This is a genomic window from Amycolatopsis sp. NPDC026612, assembly GCF_040638285.1.
Lineage (GTDB): Bacteria > Actinomycetota > Actinomycetes > Mycobacteriales > Pseudonocardiaceae > Amycolatopsis.
The window spans coordinates 100,927-121,223 of sequence record NZ_JBEZYB010000011.1 but is presented as its reverse complement, the minus strand read 5'-3'; the positions used below and the strand labels follow the sequence as shown (position 1 = coordinate 121,223).

Below are 20,297 nucleotides of genomic sequence, written 5' to 3'. Positions count from 1 at the left end.
ACCTCCACCGTAGCTAGGCGAAGCCGACGTCCACCGTGCGGTCATCGCGCTTGCCCGCCCCGAGGGTTCGCGGGTCCGCGCAGCCGGACGCCGGGTCCGCGTCGGAATCGCGGGCGTCGTCGCCGCCGTCTTCGGCCGTCGGGTGGCGGCCGTCCGCGGTGAAGCACACCTGGTACGTGCCGTCCTCCAGGCCGTCGAAGCCGTAGGACCCGTCGGGGCCCGTGACCACGCTCGCCACTTCCTTGCCGTCGGCGTCCTTCAGCACGGCCTTGACGTCGGCGAGGCCCGGTTCGCCCGCGTCCTGCAGGCCGTTCCCGTCCGTGTCGGCCCAGGCGAAGTCGCCGATCCGGTTCGCCGGGGAGACCAGCCCGAGGTCCACCGCGAAGTCCTCGTGGGACGGACGGCCCACGGTGCGCGGCGCGGTGCAGCCGTCCGGGCCGGCGTCGGAGTCCTTGTCGTCGCTGCCGAGGTCCCTGCCGGTCACGGTGAAGTCCGCCGGGACGGCGAAGCAGACCTGGTAGATGCCGTCCTTCAGCTTCTCGAAGCCGTACTTGCCCTTGTCGTCGGTCGTCGCGGTGCCGACCGTGCCGCCCGCGCCGTCCTTAAGGGTCACCTTGACGCCCGCGATGCCGGGTTCGTCCGGATCCTGCAGGCCGTCGCGGTTGCGGTCCGCCCAGACGAAGTCACCGATCTTCGCGATCGACGGCGGCGGGAGGACGGTGATCGTCGCCGACGCCGTCTTGTCGCCGAGCGCGCCGCCCGGGTGGTGCACGCCGGTGACCTTCGCCGTGTTGACGTGCCCGGTGTCGGCCACCGTGAGGTCCGGGTGGTCGCAGGTCAGCTGCCGGTTCGCCCCCGCGGCCAGCGCGAACGGGGCGAACGGCTCGGCGCACCACGGGTCCTGCACCGTGATCCCGGTGAGGTCCTGCGTGCCCTCGTTGGTCACGGTGACGCGGTAGTGCGCGGTTTCGCCCGCGGTCACCGTCGCGAACGAGCCCCAGGCGCCGGTCGCCGGGTTCTGCACTTCCTTCTTCACCGAGTACGCCGCGAGCTGGAGGTCGACGCAGTCCCAGTACAGCCGGTCGAGGGTGGTCGTGGCGAAGAACTTCACCGCGGCCGCCTTGGCCGGCGCCGCGGCCGCCGGGAAGTCCTGCCGGACGAGGGCGCCGTCGCCGACGTAGTGGCCGGCGACCTGTTTGTTCTCCTGCACCTGGGTGCCGGTGGCGTCGAAGAACCGCAGGCCGGTGCCCGGTTCGTACCTCGGCGCGCGCGAGCCGGTCCAGACGCTGAGCGTGTAGACGCCGCCGGGCACGAACCGCTCGGTCTGGTAGGCGGTGCTGGTCTTGCCGTCCGGGGTCTGGATGACCGCCGACCGCTGCCCGTCCACGGCGTACTCCTGCTCGGTCAGCAGCTTCGGCGCCTTCGCGGCCGGTGTTCCGGGCGGGACCGGGGCGGCCGGGGCGAACACGTAGCCATCCGGGGCGCCGTTGCGCGCCGCGAGCTCGACGCTCGGGTTCGCCGCGAGCCCGCCGCAGGCCGGCGGCGCGTCCGCAGCCGTGGACGTGGACGCGGGCACCACCGCCGCGGCGATCGCCACCACCGCCACCGCCACCGCGCGTCCCGAGAAGATCACCTCTCGACTATGGCGCGCGGTGCGGGCCCGCACCGGCCGAGATCCGTCCACTTAAGAGTGAACCTCGGCCGGGGCGGGCTGTTCGCGCCGGCCACGGCCCCCTCGCGTCAGCGTTCGCCGATGCGGCCGGGGCGCCCGAAGCGGCCCTTCTTCCACACCGAAACGATGGCCGGGCGCGGCTGCGCGGTGCCGCCGTCCGGCCAGTGTGACGACGGGTTCGCCGAGCTCGCCGCGTTCTCACCCGGGTGCTGGACCGCGACGAGCACCAGGTTGTCGGTCACGACCGGGCCGCACGTCTCGGCGCCGACCGGCACCGAGAGGAACTGCTTCACGTGCCCGCGCTCCGGACCGGTGACCGGCACCGAGAACAGGCCGTCGTTCGCGCCGAGGGTGTTGCCGTCGGTGGAGATCCACAGGTTTCCGTGCCGGTCGAACGCGACGTTGTCCGGGCAGGAAATCGGGCTCACCTGGTCCTTCGGGAAGCCGCCGAAGTAGGTGTCCGCCGCCTGGGGGTCGCCGCAGACCAGCAGCAGCCGCCAGGAGAACCGGGTCGACGCCGCGTCGCCGCAGTCCTCCTCCCACTCCAGGATGTGGCCGTTCTTGTTGCCCACCCGCGGGTTGGCCTCGTCGACGCCGGCCTTGCCCGCCGCGCCGCGGTCGCTGTTGTTGGTCAGCGCCGCGTAGACCCGGCCGTTGACCGGGTTCGGCTCGATGTCCTCCGGCCGGTCCATCTTGGTGGCGGCGACCTTGTCCGCGGCCTGGCGCGTGAAGACGTAGACCTCTTCGGCGGTGAAGCCGTCCACAAAGGACTTTTCGCCACTGGCGAGCGGGAGCCACTCGCCGGTGCCGTCGAACTCGCCGTCGGCGGGCAGCGTGCCCTTGCCGTCGATCTCCGCGGCCGGGCTGTCGCCGGTGAAGCGGCCGACGTAGAGCGTGCCCTCGTCGAGCAACGCCGAGTTGTGCCGCCGCGCGTGCGCGCTGTTGCCCGGCTTGTACTTGCCCTTCGAGACGAACTTGTAGATGTACTCGAACCGGCTGTCGTCCCCGGAGTAGACGGCGACCCGGCCGTCGGCGGTGATCTTGATGTTCGCGGCCTCGTGCTTGAACCGGCCGAGCGCGGTGTGCTTGACCGGCGTCGAGGTGGGGTCGTTCGGGTCGATCTCGACGACCCAGCCGAACCGGTTCGGCTCGTTGGGCTCCTGCGCGACGTCCCAGCGCTTGTCGAACCGCTCCCACTTGCGGGTGCTCGGGCCGGCGCCGACGGAGTAGCGCTTGAGCCGCGCAGCCGCGACCGGGTCGGTGACCTTCTCGGAGTTGGCGAAGTACTGGTCGAAGTTCTCCTCGCCGGAGAGCACCGTGCCCCACGGCGTCACGCCGCCGGAGCAGTTGTTCTGCGTGCCGCGGACCCGGCGCCCACTCGGGTCGGCCGAGGTCTGGAGGTGCTTCGAGCCGGCGGCCGGGCCGCGGACCTCGAAGATCGTGTCGAGGGTGATCCGGCGGCCGTACCGGCTCGGGACGACCTCGAGCCCGCCGTGGACCGGGTCGCGGCGGGCCTGCAGCACCGAGAGGCCGTGCGCCGCCCAGGCGATCTTCGCCTGCTCCTCGGTCGGGTTGGCCGGGTCGTACTGGTCGGCCGGGAACATGTGGACCTCGGTGGTGTACTCGTGGTTGACCACGAGCAGGTTGGCCAGCCCCAGCGGGTCCTGCGGGATCAGGCCGACGAAGTCGTTGTTGTAGCCGAACTGCTTGGCCTGCGCGGCCGCGGTCTGCTTGGCGAAGTCGAACTCCGGCGCACCCGCGACGACCGGGTCACCCCAGCGGACGACGACGCGCTGGGCGTAGCCGTCCGGGATGCTGACCGCGTCGAGCTTGTTCGGCGGCACCGGCGTGAAGTCGGTGCCGGGCACCGGGCGTGGCTTCCGCGACGGCTCGGCGGCCGCGGTGCCGGACAACGCGGCGAACCCACCCGCGGCGGCCGCCATCACGGCTCCCGCCTGGAAGACCCGGCGGCGGGAGATGTCCTTGACGACGTCACCGAAGTACGTGTTGCCGGACTCGTTGGCCTCGGGGTGGGCACACGCGTTGCCGCAGCGGTATTCGCAGGTCACCGGCGAGCGGCCGCCCGGGTGGGCGGGGAACAGCGGGAGCAGACGGTCGGGCACGAGGCCTCCATGGTGGGAGTTCGGGAACGACCCGACCGTAAGCTCCCAAAACCAGCCTTTCCGGACATCCAGGTGAACGTCCGGTGTACTGGCCCGTTCAGAACTCTTCGCCGACGAGCACCGCTTCCTTCGGCAGCTCGTGCGGATCGGCCTGCCGCTCCCGCAGCGAGAGCAACACGCCCGCGACGACGCACAGCACGGCCGAGGCGACGAACGGCGCCTGCGGCGAGCCGAACCACTCGGCGACGTGCCCGACGAGCGTCGCGGCGACCGCGCCACCGAGCCAGCGGCAGAAGTTGTAGCCCGCGCTGGCGACCGGGCGCGGTGCGTCGCTGATCGACATCGCGGTCCCGGTGAACAGCGTGTTCAGCAGCCCGGACACCAGGCCCGAGACGACGATGCCCACCACCAGCACCGGCTTGCTCGGCACGGCGAGGACCAGCATCAGCACGGCGTACCCGAAGACGGCGGCCGCGGCCGCGTGCCGCTCGCCGAGCCGGGCGGCCAGCCGCGGGGCCAGCGCCACGCCCGCCACCGCAACGCACAGGCCCCAGCCGCAGAAGACCAGGCCGACGGCGATCGCGCTCCAGCCGAGGACGAACGGCGACCAGGCGAGCACCGCGAAGAACGCGGCGGTGTACAGCGCCGAAGCGACGGAGGTGCGCAGCAGGCCGGGGTGCTTCAGCGCGCGCAGGGGGTCGAGCAGCTTGATCGGGGCCCGCTGCTCGTGCTTGTCGCTCTTGAGGAACACCGCGCACAGCACGAGCGCGCCCGCCATCAGGATCGCGGTGCCGAGGAACGGGCCCCGCCACGAGACGCTTCCGAGCAGCGCACCCAGCAGCGGACCGACCGACAGGCCGACGCCGAGGGCGGCCTCGTACAGCAGGATCGCGCCGGACTGGCCGCCGGTCGCGGCACCGACGATCACCGAAAGCGCCGTCGCGATGAAGAAGGCGTTGCCGAGGCCCCAGACCGCGCGCAGCCCGACGAGCTGTTCGATCGACCCGGCGGCCGCGCAGAGGGCGGTGGCCGCGACGATCAACGTCAGCCCCACCAGCACGGTGCGCTTCGCGCCGAAGCGGGCGCTCGCCGCACCGGTGACCAGCATCGCGACGACCTGGACGCCGAGGTAGGACGAGAAGAGCAGGGTGACCTGCGACGGCGTCGCGTCCAGGCCCTTGGCGATGGACAGCAGGATCGGGTCGACCAGGCCGATCCCCATGAAGGCGATGACCGCGGCGAACGCGGTGATCCACACCTGCTTGGGCTGGCCCTTGACGGCGTCCAGCAGGCTCGAGTGGTGTTCAGCGCTCATCGCTGATCAGTTCCTCCTTCTTGGAATCAACGAGCAATACCTTCTGGGGCCGAGCCCCAGACCCCAGCCGGGGAGCAAGCCCCCCTGGACCCCCCTCAAGCAATTTGGCGAGAGCGGGCAGGGCGGCTTCGATCGCGGCGCGGTCGATTTCGTCCATGGCGATGAGCCGCTCGCGGAGGAACTCCTCGCGAGCAGTCACCAGATCGGCGTAAAAACGCAGGCCCTCGTCGGTGACTTCGACCAGCACCGCACGGCCGTCGGCCGGATCCGGCCGGCGTGTCGCGAGGCCGAGGCGTTCGAGGCGGCCGACGACATCGGTCATCGACGGCAGCTTGACCCGCTCGAACTCGGCCAGCGCGCTCATCCGCCGCGGACCGCCGTTGACCAGCTCGCTCAGCACCGAGCCCTGCGTGAGGGTCAGCGTCAGCTGCGGGGTCTGGCGGCGCACCTGCTGGTACAGCCGGAAGACCAGCGGCCGCAGCCGGTGGGCGAGATCGGTGATCGGGGAAGTCACTTAGCCAGGCTAACAAAAACTAGTAAGGGTGGCTAAGTAAGTCGGCTCACAGGCTAGGCTCGGGCCATGGAAGCGGTGATCTTCGACCTCGACGGCGTACTGGTGGACTCCGAGCGGATCTGGGACGAAGTGCGACGCGCGGTCGTCGCCGAACACGGCGGCACCTGGCGCGAGGAGGCGACCCGGGCGCAGCAGGGGATGAGCACGCCGGAGTGGGCCCGCTACCTGGTGGAGGAGCTCGGGGCGCAGCTCTCGCCACCGGAGATCGCGACGCTCGTCGTCAAGCGCATGGCCGCGCGGTACGCCGAAGAGCCGCCGCTGATCCCGGGTGCGGTGGACGTCGTGCGGCAGGTGTCGAAGCGGTGGCCGGTGGCGATCGCCAGCTCGTCGCCGGTGATCCTGATCAAGGGCTTCCTGGACGTCACGGGTCTGCCGGTGGGGGCGGCGGTGTCGTCCGAGCAGGTCGGAGCGGGGAAACCGGCGCCGGATGTGTACCTGCGGGCGGCCGAGCTGCTGGGGGTGGCGCCGGCGGAGTGTGCGGCGGTGGAGGACACGACGAACGGGCTGCGGTCCGCGCTGGCGGCGGGGATGGCGGTCTATGCGGTGCCGAACCCGCACTTCCCGCCGGATCCCGAGGTACTGAAGCAGGCCACGGCGGTGGTGACGGAGATCACCGGCTTACCGGGGGCGCTAGGTCTCAGCTGACCTCGGCGCGCACCGGGGGCGAACCGGGCACGACGTCGGCCAGGAACACCTGGTACGAGGAAGCCACCCGGTCGACCAGCTTGCCTTGGCTCAGGTCACCCTGCGCGTTGTAGAGCCGCAGCTGCTCCGGCGTCGAGGAGACCAGGTAGACCGCCTTGCCGGGCGGCAACGGCCCCCCGATCTCGCCGACGTATCCGGCCAGGACGGTCTTCCCGGTATCCGGCCGGAGCTCGGTGCACTGCGGGGATTTCGTCCCGTACTGCGGCGTGCCCTCGGTGAGGTCCGCGCCGACGGGGATGGCCGCGAGACAGAACAGCTTCCGGTCGGGGGCAGTCACCTGCGAGCCGGTGTAGGCCCACACTCGCCACCGATCGGTCTGCCCCGCGAACTCCGTGATGATCGCCATGTCACCGTCGGTGAGCATGCGGTGGTCGAACGGCTGGTACTCCGGCTTGGCGAGCTGCAACTCCTGGCCGCGGTTCGCCGGTGGAGCCGATGCCGTGTTCACCTGCGTGGCCAGCAGCACGCTCGTCAGCACCACCAGCACCGCGGCCATCGGCGCGGCCCACACCGCGCCCCGGCGGCGGCGTGACCGCCGGTGCCTGCGCTGCTGTTCCGCCCACGCCGCGTCGAGGTTGAGCGTGACCTCCCCGGCCTGTCCGCGCAGTGCTTCGGCCAGCTTGCGTTCGAGGTCGGTCATCGCTCACCTCCAAGGTCGTCCCCCAGGTGTTTGCGCAGATTCTCCATCGCGTGGTGCGTCGTCGCCTTGACCGTGCCCTGGGAAATGCCCAGTGTCTCCGCGATGGCCGCCGTGCTGAGGTCCAGCCAGTAGCGGAGCACGAGCACCTCGCGCTGTCGCCGGGACAACCGCCCCAGCACCGCGCGCAGCTGCTGGTGCTCCCAGTTGGCCACCGCCCTGACCTCGGCCGACAGCTCGTCCGGGGGCCGCTCCTGGGGTGTCCGCCGGACGACGCGCAGGTGCCGGGTCCGCGACCGCGACATGTTCACCACGGTCGTGCGGAGGTAGCCGGCCACGCGCGTGTGGTCGGTCAGGGTGTCCCAGCGCTGGTGGAGCTTGACGAAGGCCTCCTGCGCGACGTTCTCCGCGTCGTCCGCGCCGAGCAGGTGCGCCAGCCGGGTCATCTGGGCGAAGTACTCCCGGAACAGGGCGTGGAAGGTCGGCGCGCCCAGGTTCCCCGGCGCGCTCTCGCCCACGCTCGCACTCACACCACGCCAACGCCCACCCCGCCCCACCGGTTTAGTGCATCACGCGAAGAAGGCCGCCACCAGCGGTGACGGCCTTCGACGGAGGGAGCTTTACCGCTCGATCTCGCCGCGGATGAACTTCTCGACGGCGTCACGCGCGGTCGAGTCGTCGTACTGCTCCGGCGGCGACTTCATGAAGTAGGAGGACGCCGACAGGATCGGGCCGCCGATGCCGCGGTCGAGCGCGATCTTCGCCGCACGCACCGCGTCGATGATGATGCCCGCCGAGTTGGGGGAGTCCCACACCTCGAGCTTGTACTCCAGGTTCAGCGGCACGTCGCCGAACGCGCGGCCCTCGAGCCGGACGTAGGCCCACTTGCGGTCGTCGAGCCACTGCACGTAGTCCGACGGTCCGATGTGGACGTTGCCCTTGCCGAGGTCGCGGTCGACCTGGGAGGTGACGGACTGCGTCTTCGAGATCTTCTTCGACTCGAGCCGCTCCAGCTCCTTCATGTTCAGGAAGTCCATGTTCCCGCCCACGTTGAGCTGCATCGTCCGGTCGAGCTGGACGCCGCGGTCTTCGAACAGCTTCGCCAGCACGCGGTGCGTGATGGTGGCACCGACCTGGGACTTGATGTCGTCGCCGACGATCGGCACACCGGCGTCGGTGAACTTCTGAGCCCACTCCGGGTCGGAGGCGATGAACACCGGGAGCGCGTTGACGAACGCCACCCCCGCGTCGATCGCCGCCTGGGCGTAGAACTTGTCGGCCACCTCGGAACCCACCGGCAGGTACGAGACCAGCACGTCGGCTTCGGCCTCGCGCAGCGCGGCGACGATGTCGACCGGGGTCTCGTCGGACTCCTCGATCGTCTCGCGGTAGAAGCGGCCGAGCCCGTCGTGGGTGTGGCCGCGCTGGACGGTGACGCCGAGCGGCGGCACGTCGGCGATCTTGATGGTGTTGTTCTCCGAGGCGAAGATCGCCTCGGACAGGTCGCGGCTGACCTTCTTGGCGTCCACGTCGAACGCGGCGACGAACTCGATGTCGCGGACGTGGTACCCGCCGAAGTCGACGTGCATCAGACCGGGGACGCGAGTGGCCGGGTCCGCGTCGCGGTAGTACTGGACTCCCTGGACCAGCGACGCCGCGCAGTTGCCGACGCCCACGATGGCCACCCGTACGCGGCGGTTCTCGCCCATGGGGGTTTCTCCTTCATCCGTGTCTGTTCAGTAGGTCTGGTGCCGCGACGCTGCGGCCCGGGGCCGGGCGGCTCAGGTTTCCGGACCCTGCCGTTCGGCTTGTTCGTGCGCGATCAGCTCGTTGAGCCAGCGCACCTCCCGCTCGCTGGTCTCCAGCCCCAGCCGGTGCAGCTCGCGGGTGTAGCGATCGATCTTCTCCTCGGCCCTGGCCAGCGCCGCCCGCAAACCCTCACGGCGCTCTTCGACGCAGCGGCGGCGGCCCTCGAGGATCCGCATCCGCACGTCGGCCGGGGTCCGCGAGAAGAAGGCCAGGTGGACGCCGAATCCCTCGTCGTCCCAGGTCTGCGGCCCGGCGTCGCCGAGCAGCTCCCCGAAGCGCTCCTTGCCCTCCGCGGTGAGCTTGTAGACCCGCCGCCCGCGCCGCGACCACGCCCGGTCGTCGGCCTCGTCCAGCTCTTCGACCAGGTACCCGGCCCGCAGCAGCTTCCGCAGGGTCGGGTACAGCGAGCCGTACGAAAACGTCCGGAACGTGCCGAGCGTCTCGTGCAGCCGCTTGCGCAGCACGTACCCGTGCATGGGCGCTTCGTGCAGAAGACCGAGGATCGCGAACTCCAGCACACCGCACCCCCATCCGGGAACACTGAAACACCCTTCGAGCCGGACCGGCGCACCTCGTGCCGATCGCCTCGATCCAACCTACTCAGCCACTATATCGCGCCGATACATCGGAGTGGCGAAGCTAACCTCCTCCAACTACCCGTCAGGGGCGAAATTCACCGGAGAGTTATCGAACGTCCGGCGTGTCCGCCCTGGTCCCCGGACTGGTCGCGCTAGGGGGCGTGGACGCCACAGGAAGAGCCCGTACTCTGTCCTCGTGATTAACCAGCGGCAGGTCGTGGACTACGCGCTGCAGCGCCGTGCGCTGCTGGCCGAAGTCCGCTCCGGGCGCGTCGGCAGCCACGAAGCCTGCGACGCGAGCCCGTACCTGCTGCGGGCGGCGAAGTTCCACGGCCGGGACGGTGACGTGCCGTGTCCGATCTGCCGCCAGGAGCCGCTGACCCTGGTGTCCTGGGTCTACGGCGACGAACTCAAGCACGTCGCGGGCTCGGCGAGGACCCCGGAAGAGCTGGCCAGGATGGCGGGCTCGTTCGCCGAGTTCACCGTGTACGACGTCGAAGTGTGCCGGGCGTGTCACTGGAACCACTTGGTCCGGTCATACGTCCTGGGCACAGGGGAATCGGCCGGTCCACGAAGGAACGCCGGCCGATGAGCCACCGTACGACCATCGCAACGCGCAGGTCAGTGCCCTTGCGGGTACTGATCCGGGAGGCCCTTCCGTGACCGACGACCACAACCGCTCCTGGCCGAACCAGGAGCCAGACGCACCTCGCCGCGCCCAATGGCCCGGTGAAGAAGCGGGACCGGCGTGGCCCGGCGAGTCCGCTCGGCGCGCCACACCGGCTCGCGGTGACGCCCGGCCGTCCGGCCCCGCCTGGCCCGCCGGCGACGAAGGTGGCCAGCAGGGGCCCGGTGAGCAGCCACGGCGACCGCAAGCTCCCCGCGGCCAGGATGGCGCGGCCGGCCGGCGCCAGCCGCCCCCGCCCGGCCGCCGTCCCGGCACCCCGCCCGGTTCGCCGCCGCAGGGGTTCCGGCAGCCACCGCCCACCAGGCGCCGGCCAGAGCCGCAGGCCGAACCGGATCTCATCACCCACCACGCGCACAACGGGACCGAAGACGGGTTCGACTCGTACGACGACGACCGCTTCGACGACTACGCCGACGACGTCGAGCCCCAGCAGGAGCTCGACGAGAAGGGCCGCAAGGTCCTCACGCCGGCGCAGCGGAAGAAGCGCCGCTGGAAGATTGTCCGGCGGGTCGCCTACGCCTTCGTCGGTCTCTTCTTCGTCGTCCCGGCGATCGCCTTCGTGATCACGTACTTCATGGTCGACGTCCCGACGCCGGAGAGCGTGGCCGCGCTGCAGAGCCAGCCGGTCACGTACTACTACGCCGACGGCAAAACGGTGATGGGGAAGTCGCTGCCCAAGGGCGGCGACCGCCAGCTGCTGAAGCCGGGCGACATCCCCGACGTCGTCAAGCACGCCGTGTACTCGGCCGAGGACGCGACGTTCGAGACCAACTCCGGCTTCGACGTCACCGGCATCCTCCGCGCGGTGTACAACCAGGCCACCGGTGGCCAGGGCGGTGGGTCGACCATCTCCCAGCAGTACATCAAGAAGGCCACGGAGAACGACGCCCCCAGCCTCAGCCGGAAGTGGACCGAGCTGGCCAAGTCGTTCAAGATGAACAACCAGGAGTCCAAAGAAGAGATCATCACCGGGTACCTGAACATCATCTACTTCGGACGCAGCGCGAGCGGCATCCAGGCGGCCGCGAAGGCCTACTTCAACAAGGACGTCAAGGACCTCAACGCATCCGAAGCCGCGCTGCTGGCCGGCCTGATCCAGGGGCCGAGCCGCTCGGAGAACCAGGGCTACGCCCAATGGCGGTGGTCGTACGTGATGGACCAGATGGTGGCCAACAAGTGGCTACGGGCCGACGAACGCGCGACCGCACAGTTCCCGACGCCGATCCCGAAGACGAACCGGGACACCGGCCAGTCGATGCCGTACCACATCCAGCAGCGGATCGACGAAGAGCTGGCCGCCGACGGCTACGACAGCGCCAAGCTGCACGCAGCAGGCGCCAAGGTCTACACCACGATCGACCCCAAGGCCCAGAAGGCGGCCGAGGACGCGGTCACGAACAAGATGAAGGGCCAGAGCGACCCCGAACTCCTGGGCGCACTGGTCGCGGTGAGCCCGAAGACCGGCGGCGTCCTGGCGTACTACGGCGGCCCGGACGTCGTGAAGGGCGACGACGGCAAGGACCAGGTCGGCAAGGACTGGGCCAGCGTGCCGCAGAACCCGGGTTCGTCGTTCAAGGCGTTCGACCTCACCGCGTACCTCAAGATGGGCAAGGGCCTCGGCGACACCTTCGACGGGTCCAACAACCGGATGTTCCCCGGCCGCAAGACCCCCCTGCGCAACGCGGGCGACAGCGCCAGCTGTACTTCGGAGTGCACCGTGGCCCACGCGATGGAGATCTCCGCGAACACCGTGTTCTACGACATGGTGCTCAACGTGACGAAGCCGGGGCGGGTGGCCCAGGCCGCCAACGAGGCGGGCGTGCCGACGTCACCGGAGATGAGCCAGGACATCAACATCGCGCTCGGCGGTGGCGCCACCGTGGCCTCCCCGGAGGCCATGGCCGCGGGGTACGCCACGTTCGCCGCCGGCGGCATGCGCCAGGACGCCCACTTCGTCGCCAAGCTGACCAACGCCCAGGACGAAGTCGAGTTCGACGAGAGCAAGTACCAGGCCAAGCCGGCGTTCGACAACGACGCGCAGAAGACCGCGCAGATCGCGGGCAACGTGACCACGGCCCTCGGCCCGGTCATCACCCACTCGCACCTGAACTGCCCAGCCGGTCACCAGTGCGCGGGCAAGACCGGTACGCAGCAGTACGACATGCAGCCCAAGGATCCGGCGAGCTACGCGAACCGCAACGCGCAGACGTGGATGGTCGGCTACACCCCGTCGGTCGCGGCGGCGGCCTGGGTCGGTGGCAACGGCAACGTGGCGCTGCACGACAACCAGAACAAGCCGATCTTCGGTAGCACCTACCCGGGTCCCATCTGGGAACAGTTCATGAAGGAGTACCTGGACGGGACCCAGCCAGAGAAGTTCGACAAGGTCGACCCGATCGGCAAGGACGTCAACGAAGTGACGACGACGCCGACGAAGCCGTCCGACACGCCGACACCGAGCGAGCCGACGAACACGACGCCGAGCCAGCCGAGCACGGAGACGGAAACCGAGACGGAGCCGACACCGACCAAGCCGACCAAGACGTCGCGGCCGGGCCCGCCGGGCACGGGCGGCCCCACTCCGCCGCTGCCCGGCGGTGACGGGTTCGCCCGGCCGCCGGGTTCGGAAACCGGCTGACGCAAAGCCCCGCGCTCTTCACGAGTGCGGGGCTTTTGCATTACCGGGATCGCCGAAGTTTTCCAATAGGCCATCCCGGTCGGAGATCGACATCAGGAGGGCCGGAAACCGCGGCCGACCACGCCCAGAAAAAGCGGCAAAAGCCCTAAAGCAGGCAAGAAAGTCTTCCACCAAGTGGACTAATCCTCGGTTAGTTCCACCCGGATGGCGGCTTGGCGCCCCCCATCCGGGACAAGTTTGATGTTGTCTGCCGCGAGTTCGCGCTGATGATCGCGGCCGAGCAAGGGGAGGCATCGGCGCCACCAGGCTGTGGGGTTTCCTCATGACGTCGTTCTTCGGCTGCCGACCTTCCCGACCGGACACCACGGGTCTTCGTTTCCGCACATTCTAGTGCGTTTGGCGTAGTACGCCTTTTCCGCACGTCGGCAAACCACGATTTCGCGCGCCGGAAATACCCGTGTCCGAATTCTTTCGGCCCATCCTGCGCGCAGGAAAGGGAAAAGATGAGATCCAGTTGGCGGAAGGCTGCGCTCGGCGCGCTGGCCTTCCTCACCTTGGTACCGGCGGTGGCCGCCACACCGGCCTCCGCCGAGCAGACAACCCAGGAAAGACCAGCAGTTCCCGCCGACGATCCCCCCGTCCTCGCGGCCGCGAAGCGAGACGAACTGCTCGGCCAGGGCTGGCAGGCCTCCGGCGACCGACTCTGGACCACCACCGGCGACGCGGAAGGCCTGCACGTCCTGACGGCCGAAGCGAAGACGGGCTACAGCTGGCGCACGATCGCCGACCTGACGGTGACCGGCATCGAGACCGACCAGTGGATCGGCCACGGCTGCGTCACCGGGTCGGGACAGCGCGCCGTGATCGTCTACGCGCCCCGCACCTTCACCAACAAGGAAGACCTCACCTCCCGCGGCGGCCTGACCGCGGTCGTCGACCTCGTCACCGGCGCGGTGACGAAGCTGCCGATCCGCACGACGCTTTCGTACTACAACCCCGGTTGCGGTGCGGACGAAACCGCCGCGCTGACGCAGGAAGGCGGCGACCGGATCCCGAAGACCGGTGTCGTCACCGTGGACACCACGACCGGCAAGCTCAGCGCCCGCACGGAACTCGCCGGGCAGACGACCTCGGCCACCCCGGTCGACGGCGGGTTCGTCGTCGCCGACACCGCGGGCCTGCTCAAGGTCGGCACCGACGGGACCAAGCAGCGGCTCGTCGCCGGCACCGGCGGCGTCCCGTTCAACGTCCGCGCCGACGCCCAGGGCGGCGTCGTTTTCATGGACCTCGCGGGCAACGACAGCCGGGTGCGGCGCGCGACGTCGTCCCGGCAGCTCCGCCAGGACGCACCCACGCTGGCCAGCGGCCCGCTCGGGTCGATCGGCGTCGCTTCGGGCGTCGGCGGCAAGGTGTTCGTGACGGGTGCGCCGGCCAAGCTGGCCGCCCTGCCGGGCACGGTCGCCAAGCTCGACGTGCCGGCGGACGCCGAGGTTTCGTCGCTGGGCCAGACGGCGATCACGGACGTGGTCCTCGCGCCGGTCAAGCCGGGCACGAAAGCGGCGAGCGACCCGCACCGGCCGCGTCCGGTGCACATCGCCACCCGAAGCCTGCGCACCGGCAGGACGTTCGGCTTCGGCGTCGACCCCGGCGACAGCATCAAGCCGCGCTGGAACGACACCGTCGACGCCGACCGCGTCTGCTCGGTGCCGCGCAACGACCCGGGAACGCAGGTCTATCAGCCCACCCCGCGTGAGGTGGAGTGGGCCGCGGACAATGCGGTGACAAGTGCGCGCAGTGTGGGCGACAAGGTGCCCGCGCAGATCCTGCTGGGCATCCTCGGCCAGGAATCGAACCTGTGGCAGGCGGCCCGGAACATCTGGGCGGGCGAATACGGGAATCCCCTGGTCGGCAACTACTACGGCCTGGACATCTACGACGGCAACACGAGCAACGACTGGGACATCCGGTGGGACAAGGCCGACTGCGGATACGGCGTCACCCAGACGACCGACGGCATGCGGCTCGCCGGGCACCCCAAGCCGGGCACTCCGGACGTCACGCGGCTGCCGAGCGAGCAGCGCGCGATCGGCATGCAGTACATCACGAACATCAACTCCGGTCTGGACATCCTGCTGGACAAGTGGCAGCAGCTCCAGATCCAGGGCATGACCCTGAACAACAACGACCCGATGCGCATCGAGAACTGGTTCTACGCGACCTGGGCGTACAACTCGGGGTTGCACGACGGAACCCAGCCGGACGACGCCGGTGTCATCGGCCTCGGCTGGCTCAACAACCCGGCGAACCCGCGCTATTCGGCGGACCGGGCGAACTTCGGCACCAAGCCGTCGGACTTCGCCCACCCCGAGAAGTGGCCGTACCCGGAGAAGGTGCTCGGCTTCGCCACCAGCCCGCCGTCGGGCTACGAAGCACCCAACCAGCCGGAACCGTTCTTCCGGGCAGCGACCTGGAACGGCGCGAGCGGACCGGACACCACGCCCGGGACGGCGAACTACAACCGCCGCACCGCGCGACCGGCACCGCAGACCTTCTGCACCGCGGCCAACAGCTGTTCCTGGGGCACCGCGGTCCAGCCCGACGTGCCGGGTGAGCTGCCCGGGCCCTGCTTGCACAGGGACGCGGCCGGCAAGCTCGACCTGCGGTGCTGGGTCAAGACCGCGGCGACCTGGAAGACGGACTGCAGTAGCACGTGCGGCTTCGAGTTCGTCCGGTACGACCCGGGCGTCGGCAAGCCCGCCGACGGCGCCAGCTACCCGCCGCGGTGCGACAACAACGACAGCAATCCCAGCCACACCGGGATCGTGGCCACGGCCGGAGTCGTCGACGACGTCACCACCCAGACTCCCGCGGTCCGGCCGTGCCGGGGGATCCACGCCAACATGGTGGGGAGCGACTTCTCCTTCAGTTACCCGAGCGCGTCGTCCAAGATCGACCTGCACCAGGTCGGCGGCGGCTACGGTGCGCACTACTGGTACGGCCACACCCGGTCCGACACCGATGAGGGGCACAAGACGCAACTGATCGGCAACTGGACTTTCCCGTCGGTCGACGGGCTGGCCAGGCTGATGGTCTACATCCCGTCCCACCTCGCGGACGCGGACGTGGTGTACGTCGTCGACACGGCCAACGGCCCGGTGAACGTGCCGGTGCGCCAGCGCGACCACCACGACGAATGGGTCCCCCTCGGGGCGTTCCCGTTCTACGGCCAGCCGAAGGTCCACCTGAACACGATCACGACTGGGGCGAACGGCCTGGACGCGGTCGCGTTCGACGCCCTGGCCATCGATTCGGTGCCCGACGGGCCGGGGTACACCCCGATGATCGTCAACGAGTCCACCGGTCCCGACGCCAACTACGCGTGCCTGCAGCTCAAGGGCAACGTGACCAAGCCGGGTACGACGACGGAGTTCCGGTCCTGCAGCAAGTCGTGGGGCTACGGGTACTGGAACCAGGTCGACGCCAAGGTCGTGATCAACCTGCCCGACTCGACCCAGGCGCGGGGCTACATCCTCCAGGACCGCACGGCCGGGTTGTGCCTGCAGGTGGCCGACGGGCGCACGGACGACGGCGCACCCGTCGTGGTGGGGTCCTGCGTGGCCGGTGACAACAACCAGATCTGGACGTTGCCGCCGCAACCCACGCCGGGCAAGGGGAACCCCCGGCAGTTCGTGGTCAACCTGAAGACCGGGAAGTGCCTCTCGCTCGGGGACGCGAACCCCAACGGGACCTCTCAGGTGGTCCAGTCCACTTGTGACTACGGCGGCAACATCACCACGCAGTACTGGAAGGGGTACACGCAGGACGTTCCGCTGCACTGACGCTCGACCGGCACGAAGAACGGGCCCTCCGCGCGAGTGCGCGGAGGGCCCGTTTTCCCTTACGGCGTCAGCAGTTCCGGATGCTCCACACCGGACCCCAGTAGTACGCCTGCTCGAAGCTGTCGGGCACCGGCGTCGTGTAGAGCAGATTCCCGGACTGGCCGTAGAAGCGGGCGCGCGTGCCCGACGTCTGCTGGTTGATCCAGGAACCGGTGCCGGTCCAGTTCGGCAGCGAGTAGCGGGCGCAGTTGTACGCCTCGATCACGTCGCCCATGAAGAAAGTTTCGCTGTAGGCGCAGAAGTACCCGTCCTTGGCGTGCTGCTCGCCGTAGAAGCACGGGTCCAAGTCGGCCGCGGTGTTCGTCGTCTTCAGGTTTCGCACCTTCGTCTCGCCGGGCACGGTGAGGACGACCGTGGCGTTGCCGTCCAGGTCGATCTTGTTCGGCGCGACCTGCTTGCCGCCGGTCGTGGCGAGGTAGCTGTCCGCCTTCGCCTGCAGTGCCGCGGCCTGGTCGGCGGTCAACCCCGCCGCCACGGCGTCCGCGCGGAAGTCCGGGTGCGTCTGGGCCGCCCCCGCCGACACCGCGCCGCCGAGCATGGACAGCACCGTGGCGGCGAGCACGGCAGCAAGACGTCTTCCAGCCATTGTGACCCCTTCGGAAATGAATTTCGGAGAAATCCCTTCGGTTCGCAGCGTGCCCGACCAACACCGGTGTGATCAAGGCAGAAAAGGGAATTGCTCCCAATGGAGCAGAGGACTCGGCGCTGGGTACCCGACACTCGCAATAGGCAGGTGAAGCCGCTACACCCAGTGGGCGTTTGTCCGATATTGCACCCGAATGGCGGCTGGTGCGCGCCGAACCCGGAGAGCTTTGATGATCGAGTGTGCTGGGTATTTGCCCTGGCCACGACCACCGGAGCACGGGGAGGTGCCGGTGTCGCAGCAGTACCCCGGGGAGAATCGTGTTCACTGTCCTGCCTTCGCCACTCTCGTGTGCCGATCCGCGTCGAGCTGTCACCCGCTCCGCCGGATAGTGCTTTTCCCTTTCGGCGGCCGCATATTCCACAGAATTTCGTATGCCGATTTCCCCGGCAACCGGTGAATTCGGTGCGCCCGGCGTCCGAGAGGGGGAAGAAATGAGACGAAGCCGGCCGAAAGCCGCGGTGGCGGCACTGGCCTTCCGCACGCCGGCCCCGGGTGATGACCGCGGCCGCCGACGTCGACGGTGACCACGTGCCCGACGACACGCAGTGGTGGGGCACGTACCCGAGCTTGGCGCTCTGACCGGCAGCCGGACTGCCGGGCCGGTTTGCGTGAACCACATCCGTCCGCGGTCCGTGTGCAGTGTCGAGGGGTCTGCGCCAGCAGCCCACTTGCGTACCCGAGGACGGCCCGTGTACAACGACCGAAATCGCTCGAGGTCCGGCCGGCGGCCGGTTCCGCGTGGTCGCTATCAGCCACGCCTGCCTCTCCCGCGGCCGGACGAGCCGGACGAGCCCACCGCCGACGTCGCCCTGCAGACCGCGCTGGACCTGCGCAAACGCCGCTGGAAGACGGTCCGCCGGGTGCTGTACGTGCTCTCCGGCCTGTTCTTGACGGTGCCCGCGATCGCGTTCGTGGTCACCTACTTCGCCGTCGACGTGCCTTCGCCGGACAAGGTCGCGCAGTCGCAGGGCCAGGCGGTCACCTACCTCTACGCCGACGGCACCGAGATGGGCAAGGACGTGCCCACCGGCGGGAACCGGCAGATCCTCAGCCCGGAGCAGATCCCGGACGTCGTCAAGAAGGCCGTGATCGCCACCGAGGACGCGTCCTTCGAGACCAACTCCGGCTTCGACGTCACCGGCATCCTGCGCGCCGCCTACAACCAGGTCACCGGCGGGTCCGGTGGTGGGTCGACGATCTCGCAGCAGTACATCAAGGTCTCCTCCGGCGACGACGCGCCGACGCTGACCCGCAAGTGGGTCGAGCTCGCGAAGTCGTTCAAGATGAACCAGACCTACGAGAAGGCGGACATCATCACCGCCTACCTCAACACCATCTACTTCGGCCGCGGCAGGTACGGCGTCCAGGCGGCCGCGCAAGCGTACTTCGGCAAGGACGCCGCCCAGCTGAACTACTCCGAGGCCGCGTTGCTCGCCGGGCTGATCCAGCAGCCGGGCCGTTCGGAGAACGCGACGGTGGCCCGCGACCGGTGGAACACCGCCCTGGACCGCATGCAGCGCAACGGTTACCTCACCGCCGCGGACCGGACGGCGGCGAGGTTCCCGACGCCGATCCCGCTGGTCGAATCGCGGCAGGCGAACGCGATCGACCCGTTCATCAGGAAGCAGGCGAAGGCCGAACTGGCCGCGGCGGGCATCCCCGAGGAAAAGTACTACTCGGGCGGGTTCCAGGTGTTCACCACGATCGACTCGAAAGCCCAGGACGCCGCCGAGAAGGCCGTGGCCCAGGGCATGGCCGGGCAGACCGACGACCGCATCCTCGACGCGCTCGTCGCCGTCGACCCGAAGTCCGGTGGTGTGCTCGCCTACTACGGCGGGGCGCCGATCGTGAAGGGCCCCAACGGCGAGGACCAGGCCGGGCGCGACTGGGCGGACGAGCCGCACAACCCCGGGTCGTCGATGAAACCGTTCGACCTCACCGCTTTCCTCAAGGGCGGCCGCGGGCTGAACGCGGTCTTCGACGGCCGCTCGCCGCGGACGTTCCCGGACGTCCCCCTGCCGGTGCGCAACGCCGGGACCAGCAGCAGCTGCTCCGAGCAGTGCACGGTGGCCGAGGCGATGCAGCGGTCCACCAACACCGTCTTCTACGACATGGTGCTCAACGTGACCAAGCCGTCGGGGGTCGCCGAAGCCGCGCAGGAAGCGGGCATCCGCACGAAGGACAACGGCGGTCGCAGCGCGCTGTTCACCGGCGACAACAACATCGCCATCGGCGGCGGTCAGACCGCCGTGACGCCGTCGGACATGGCCGCGGCGTACGCGACGTTCGCTTCCGGCGGTGTCCAGTACGGCCGTCACTTCGTGCAGAAGGTGACGAACGCGGTGGGCGAGACCGCCTACGAAGCCGACACGCGCGCGACGGACGCGTTCGCGGACAACGACCGCGGCAAGAGCCGGCAGATCGCCGGGAACGTGACCGCCGCGCTCGCGCCGGTGATCCCGTTCTCCCGGCTGTCCTGCCCGGCCGGCCACGAGTGCGCGGGCAAGACGGGCACCCAGCAGCACACCCCCGGCGACGACGAACCCGCGTCCGCGGCGAACACCAACTCCCAGACCTGGATGGTGGGCTACACGCCCTCGGTGTCCGCCGCGGTGTGGGTGGGCAGCGACGGCGACAAGGCGCTGCGCGGCCCGACCGGCGCGCCGCTGACGCCGTCCGTCGTGGCCGGTCCGGTGTGGCAGCGGTTCATGCAGCTCTACCTCGCCGGGAAGCCGGCCGAGCGCTTCGACCGCGTCCAGGCGATCACCGCTCCGCAGGACGACCAGCTGCAGCTTCAACTCCAGCAGCAGCAGCAACAGCAGCAGTTCCAGCAACAGCAGCAGCAACAGGCGCAGCAGCAACAGGAACAGGGCTTCACCGCCGGCCGTGGTGGCAACCAGGACCAGCAGCAACAGCAACAGCAGCGCGTTCGCGGCGACAACCGGCGTGACGGCCGGGGTCCCGGACGCGGCAACGGGAACGACACCGGCCAAGCGAACTTCGGCCCGTGACA

General features: G+C 69.6%; 14 protein-coding genes. 5 read left to right on the top strand and 9 right to left on the bottom strand.

Annotated elements, in window-relative coordinates; all coding sequences use genetic code 11:
• Nucleotides 1-13: 13 nt before the first annotated feature.
• From AB0F15_RS14295 to AB0F15_RS14280, 4 genes are all read right to left on the bottom strand, one after another.
• Nucleotides 14-1,633, bottom strand: coding sequence for an SdrD B-like domain-containing protein (locus AB0F15_RS14295; protein ID WP_360269929.1), 1,620 nt, complete (start codon nucleotides 1,631-1,633; stop codon nucleotides 14-16).
• A gap of 107 nt (nucleotides 1,634-1,740) precedes the next feature.
• Nucleotides 1,741-3,795, bottom strand: coding sequence for a PhoX family phosphatase (locus tag AB0F15_RS14290; protein ID WP_360269927.1), 2,055 nt, complete (start codon nucleotides 3,793-3,795; stop codon nucleotides 1,741-1,743).
• Nucleotides 3,796-3,892: 97 nt separating this feature from the next.
• On the bottom strand, nucleotides 3,893-5,110 hold the full coding sequence (locus AB0F15_RS14285; RefSeq protein ID WP_360269925.1) for an MFS transporter: 1,218 nt from the start codon (nucleotides 5,108-5,110) through the stop codon (nucleotides 3,893-3,895).
• Nucleotides 5,100-5,624, bottom strand: coding sequence for a MarR family transcriptional regulator (locus AB0F15_RS14280; protein ID WP_360269923.1), 525 nt, complete (start codon nucleotides 5,622-5,624; stop codon nucleotides 5,100-5,102). The genes AB0F15_RS14285 and AB0F15_RS14280 overlap by 11 nt, the downstream gene beginning before the upstream one ends.
• A gap of 66 nt (nucleotides 5,625-5,690) precedes the next feature.
• Between AB0F15_RS14280 and AB0F15_RS14275 the strand changes: the two genes are divergently transcribed.
• Nucleotides 5,691-6,329, top strand: a complete 639-nt coding sequence (locus tag AB0F15_RS14275; protein WP_360269921.1) for an HAD family phosphatase — start codon at nucleotides 5,691-5,693, stop codon at nucleotides 6,327-6,329.
• Here the strand turns inward: AB0F15_RS14275 and AB0F15_RS14270 are convergent.
• The 4 genes from AB0F15_RS14270 to AB0F15_RS14255 all read right to left on the bottom strand — a co-directional run bounded on the left by AB0F15_RS14270 (nucleotide 6,322) and on the right by AB0F15_RS14255 (nucleotide 9,353).
• Nucleotides 6,322-7,029 (bottom strand): hypothetical protein, encoded by a 708-nt coding sequence (locus tag AB0F15_RS14270; protein WP_360269919.1) that lies wholly within the window; start codon nucleotides 7,027-7,029, stop codon nucleotides 6,322-6,324. The genes AB0F15_RS14275 and AB0F15_RS14270 overlap by 8 nt on opposite strands.
• Nucleotides 7,026-7,556 carry a SigE family RNA polymerase sigma factor gene (locus tag AB0F15_RS14265; RefSeq protein ID WP_360269918.1) on the bottom strand — a complete coding sequence of 177 codons (531 nt, stop codon included), beginning with the start codon at nucleotides 7,554-7,556 and terminating at the stop codon, nucleotides 7,026-7,028. The genes AB0F15_RS14270 and AB0F15_RS14265 overlap by 4 nt, the downstream gene beginning before the upstream one ends.
• A gap of 90 nt (nucleotides 7,557-7,646) precedes the next feature.
• Nucleotides 7,647-8,735 carry an inositol-3-phosphate synthase gene (locus tag AB0F15_RS14260; RefSeq protein WP_360269916.1) on the bottom strand — a complete coding sequence of 363 codons (1,089 nt, stop codon included), beginning with the start codon at nucleotides 8,733-8,735 and terminating at the stop codon, nucleotides 7,647-7,649.
• A 72-nt stretch (nucleotides 8,736-8,807) separates the two neighbouring features.
• Nucleotides 8,808-9,353, bottom strand: a complete 546-nt coding sequence (locus tag AB0F15_RS14255; protein ID WP_360269914.1) for a PadR family transcriptional regulator — start codon at nucleotides 9,351-9,353, stop codon at nucleotides 8,808-8,810.
• A gap of 256 nt (nucleotides 9,354-9,609) precedes the next feature.
• Between AB0F15_RS14255 and AB0F15_RS14250 the strand changes: the two genes are divergently transcribed.
• The 3 genes from AB0F15_RS14250 (at nucleotide 9,610) to AB0F15_RS14240 (ending at nucleotide 16,578) form a co-directional block, all read left to right on the top strand.
• The gene (locus AB0F15_RS14250; protein ID WP_360269912.1) at nucleotides 9,610-10,005 is read left to right on the top strand and encodes a DUF5318 domain-containing protein; all 396 of its coding nucleotides are present in this window, start codon (nucleotides 9,610-9,612) and stop codon (nucleotides 10,003-10,005) included.
• A 67-nt stretch (nucleotides 10,006-10,072) separates the two neighbouring features.
• Nucleotides 10,073-12,739 carry a transglycosylase domain-containing protein gene (locus tag AB0F15_RS14245; RefSeq protein ID WP_360269910.1) on the top strand — a complete coding sequence of 889 codons (2,667 nt, stop codon included), beginning with the start codon at nucleotides 10,073-10,075 and terminating at the stop codon, nucleotides 12,737-12,739.
• 503 nt (nucleotides 12,740-13,242) lie between these two features.
• Nucleotides 13,243-16,578 carry a ricin-type beta-trefoil lectin domain protein gene (locus AB0F15_RS14240; RefSeq protein WP_360269908.1) on the top strand — a complete coding sequence of 1,112 codons (3,336 nt, stop codon included), beginning with the start codon at nucleotides 13,243-13,245 and terminating at the stop codon, nucleotides 16,576-16,578.
• Between the two features lie 67 nt (nucleotides 16,579-16,645).
• On the opposite strand, the gene AB0F15_RS14235 is transcribed toward AB0F15_RS14240, so the two are convergent.
• Complete coding sequence (locus AB0F15_RS14235) at nucleotides 16,646-17,224, bottom strand: hypothetical protein (protein ID WP_360269906.1); 579 nt, start codon at nucleotides 17,222-17,224, stop codon at nucleotides 16,646-16,648.
• A gap of 749 nt (nucleotides 17,225-17,973) precedes the next feature.
• On the opposite strand from AB0F15_RS14235, the gene AB0F15_RS14230 reads away from it, so the two are divergent.
• Nucleotides 17,974-20,295, top strand: coding sequence for a transglycosylase domain-containing protein (locus AB0F15_RS14230; protein ID WP_360269904.1), 2,322 nt, complete (start codon nucleotides 17,974-17,976; stop codon nucleotides 20,293-20,295).
• Nucleotides 20,296-20,297 lie beyond the last annotated feature (2 nt).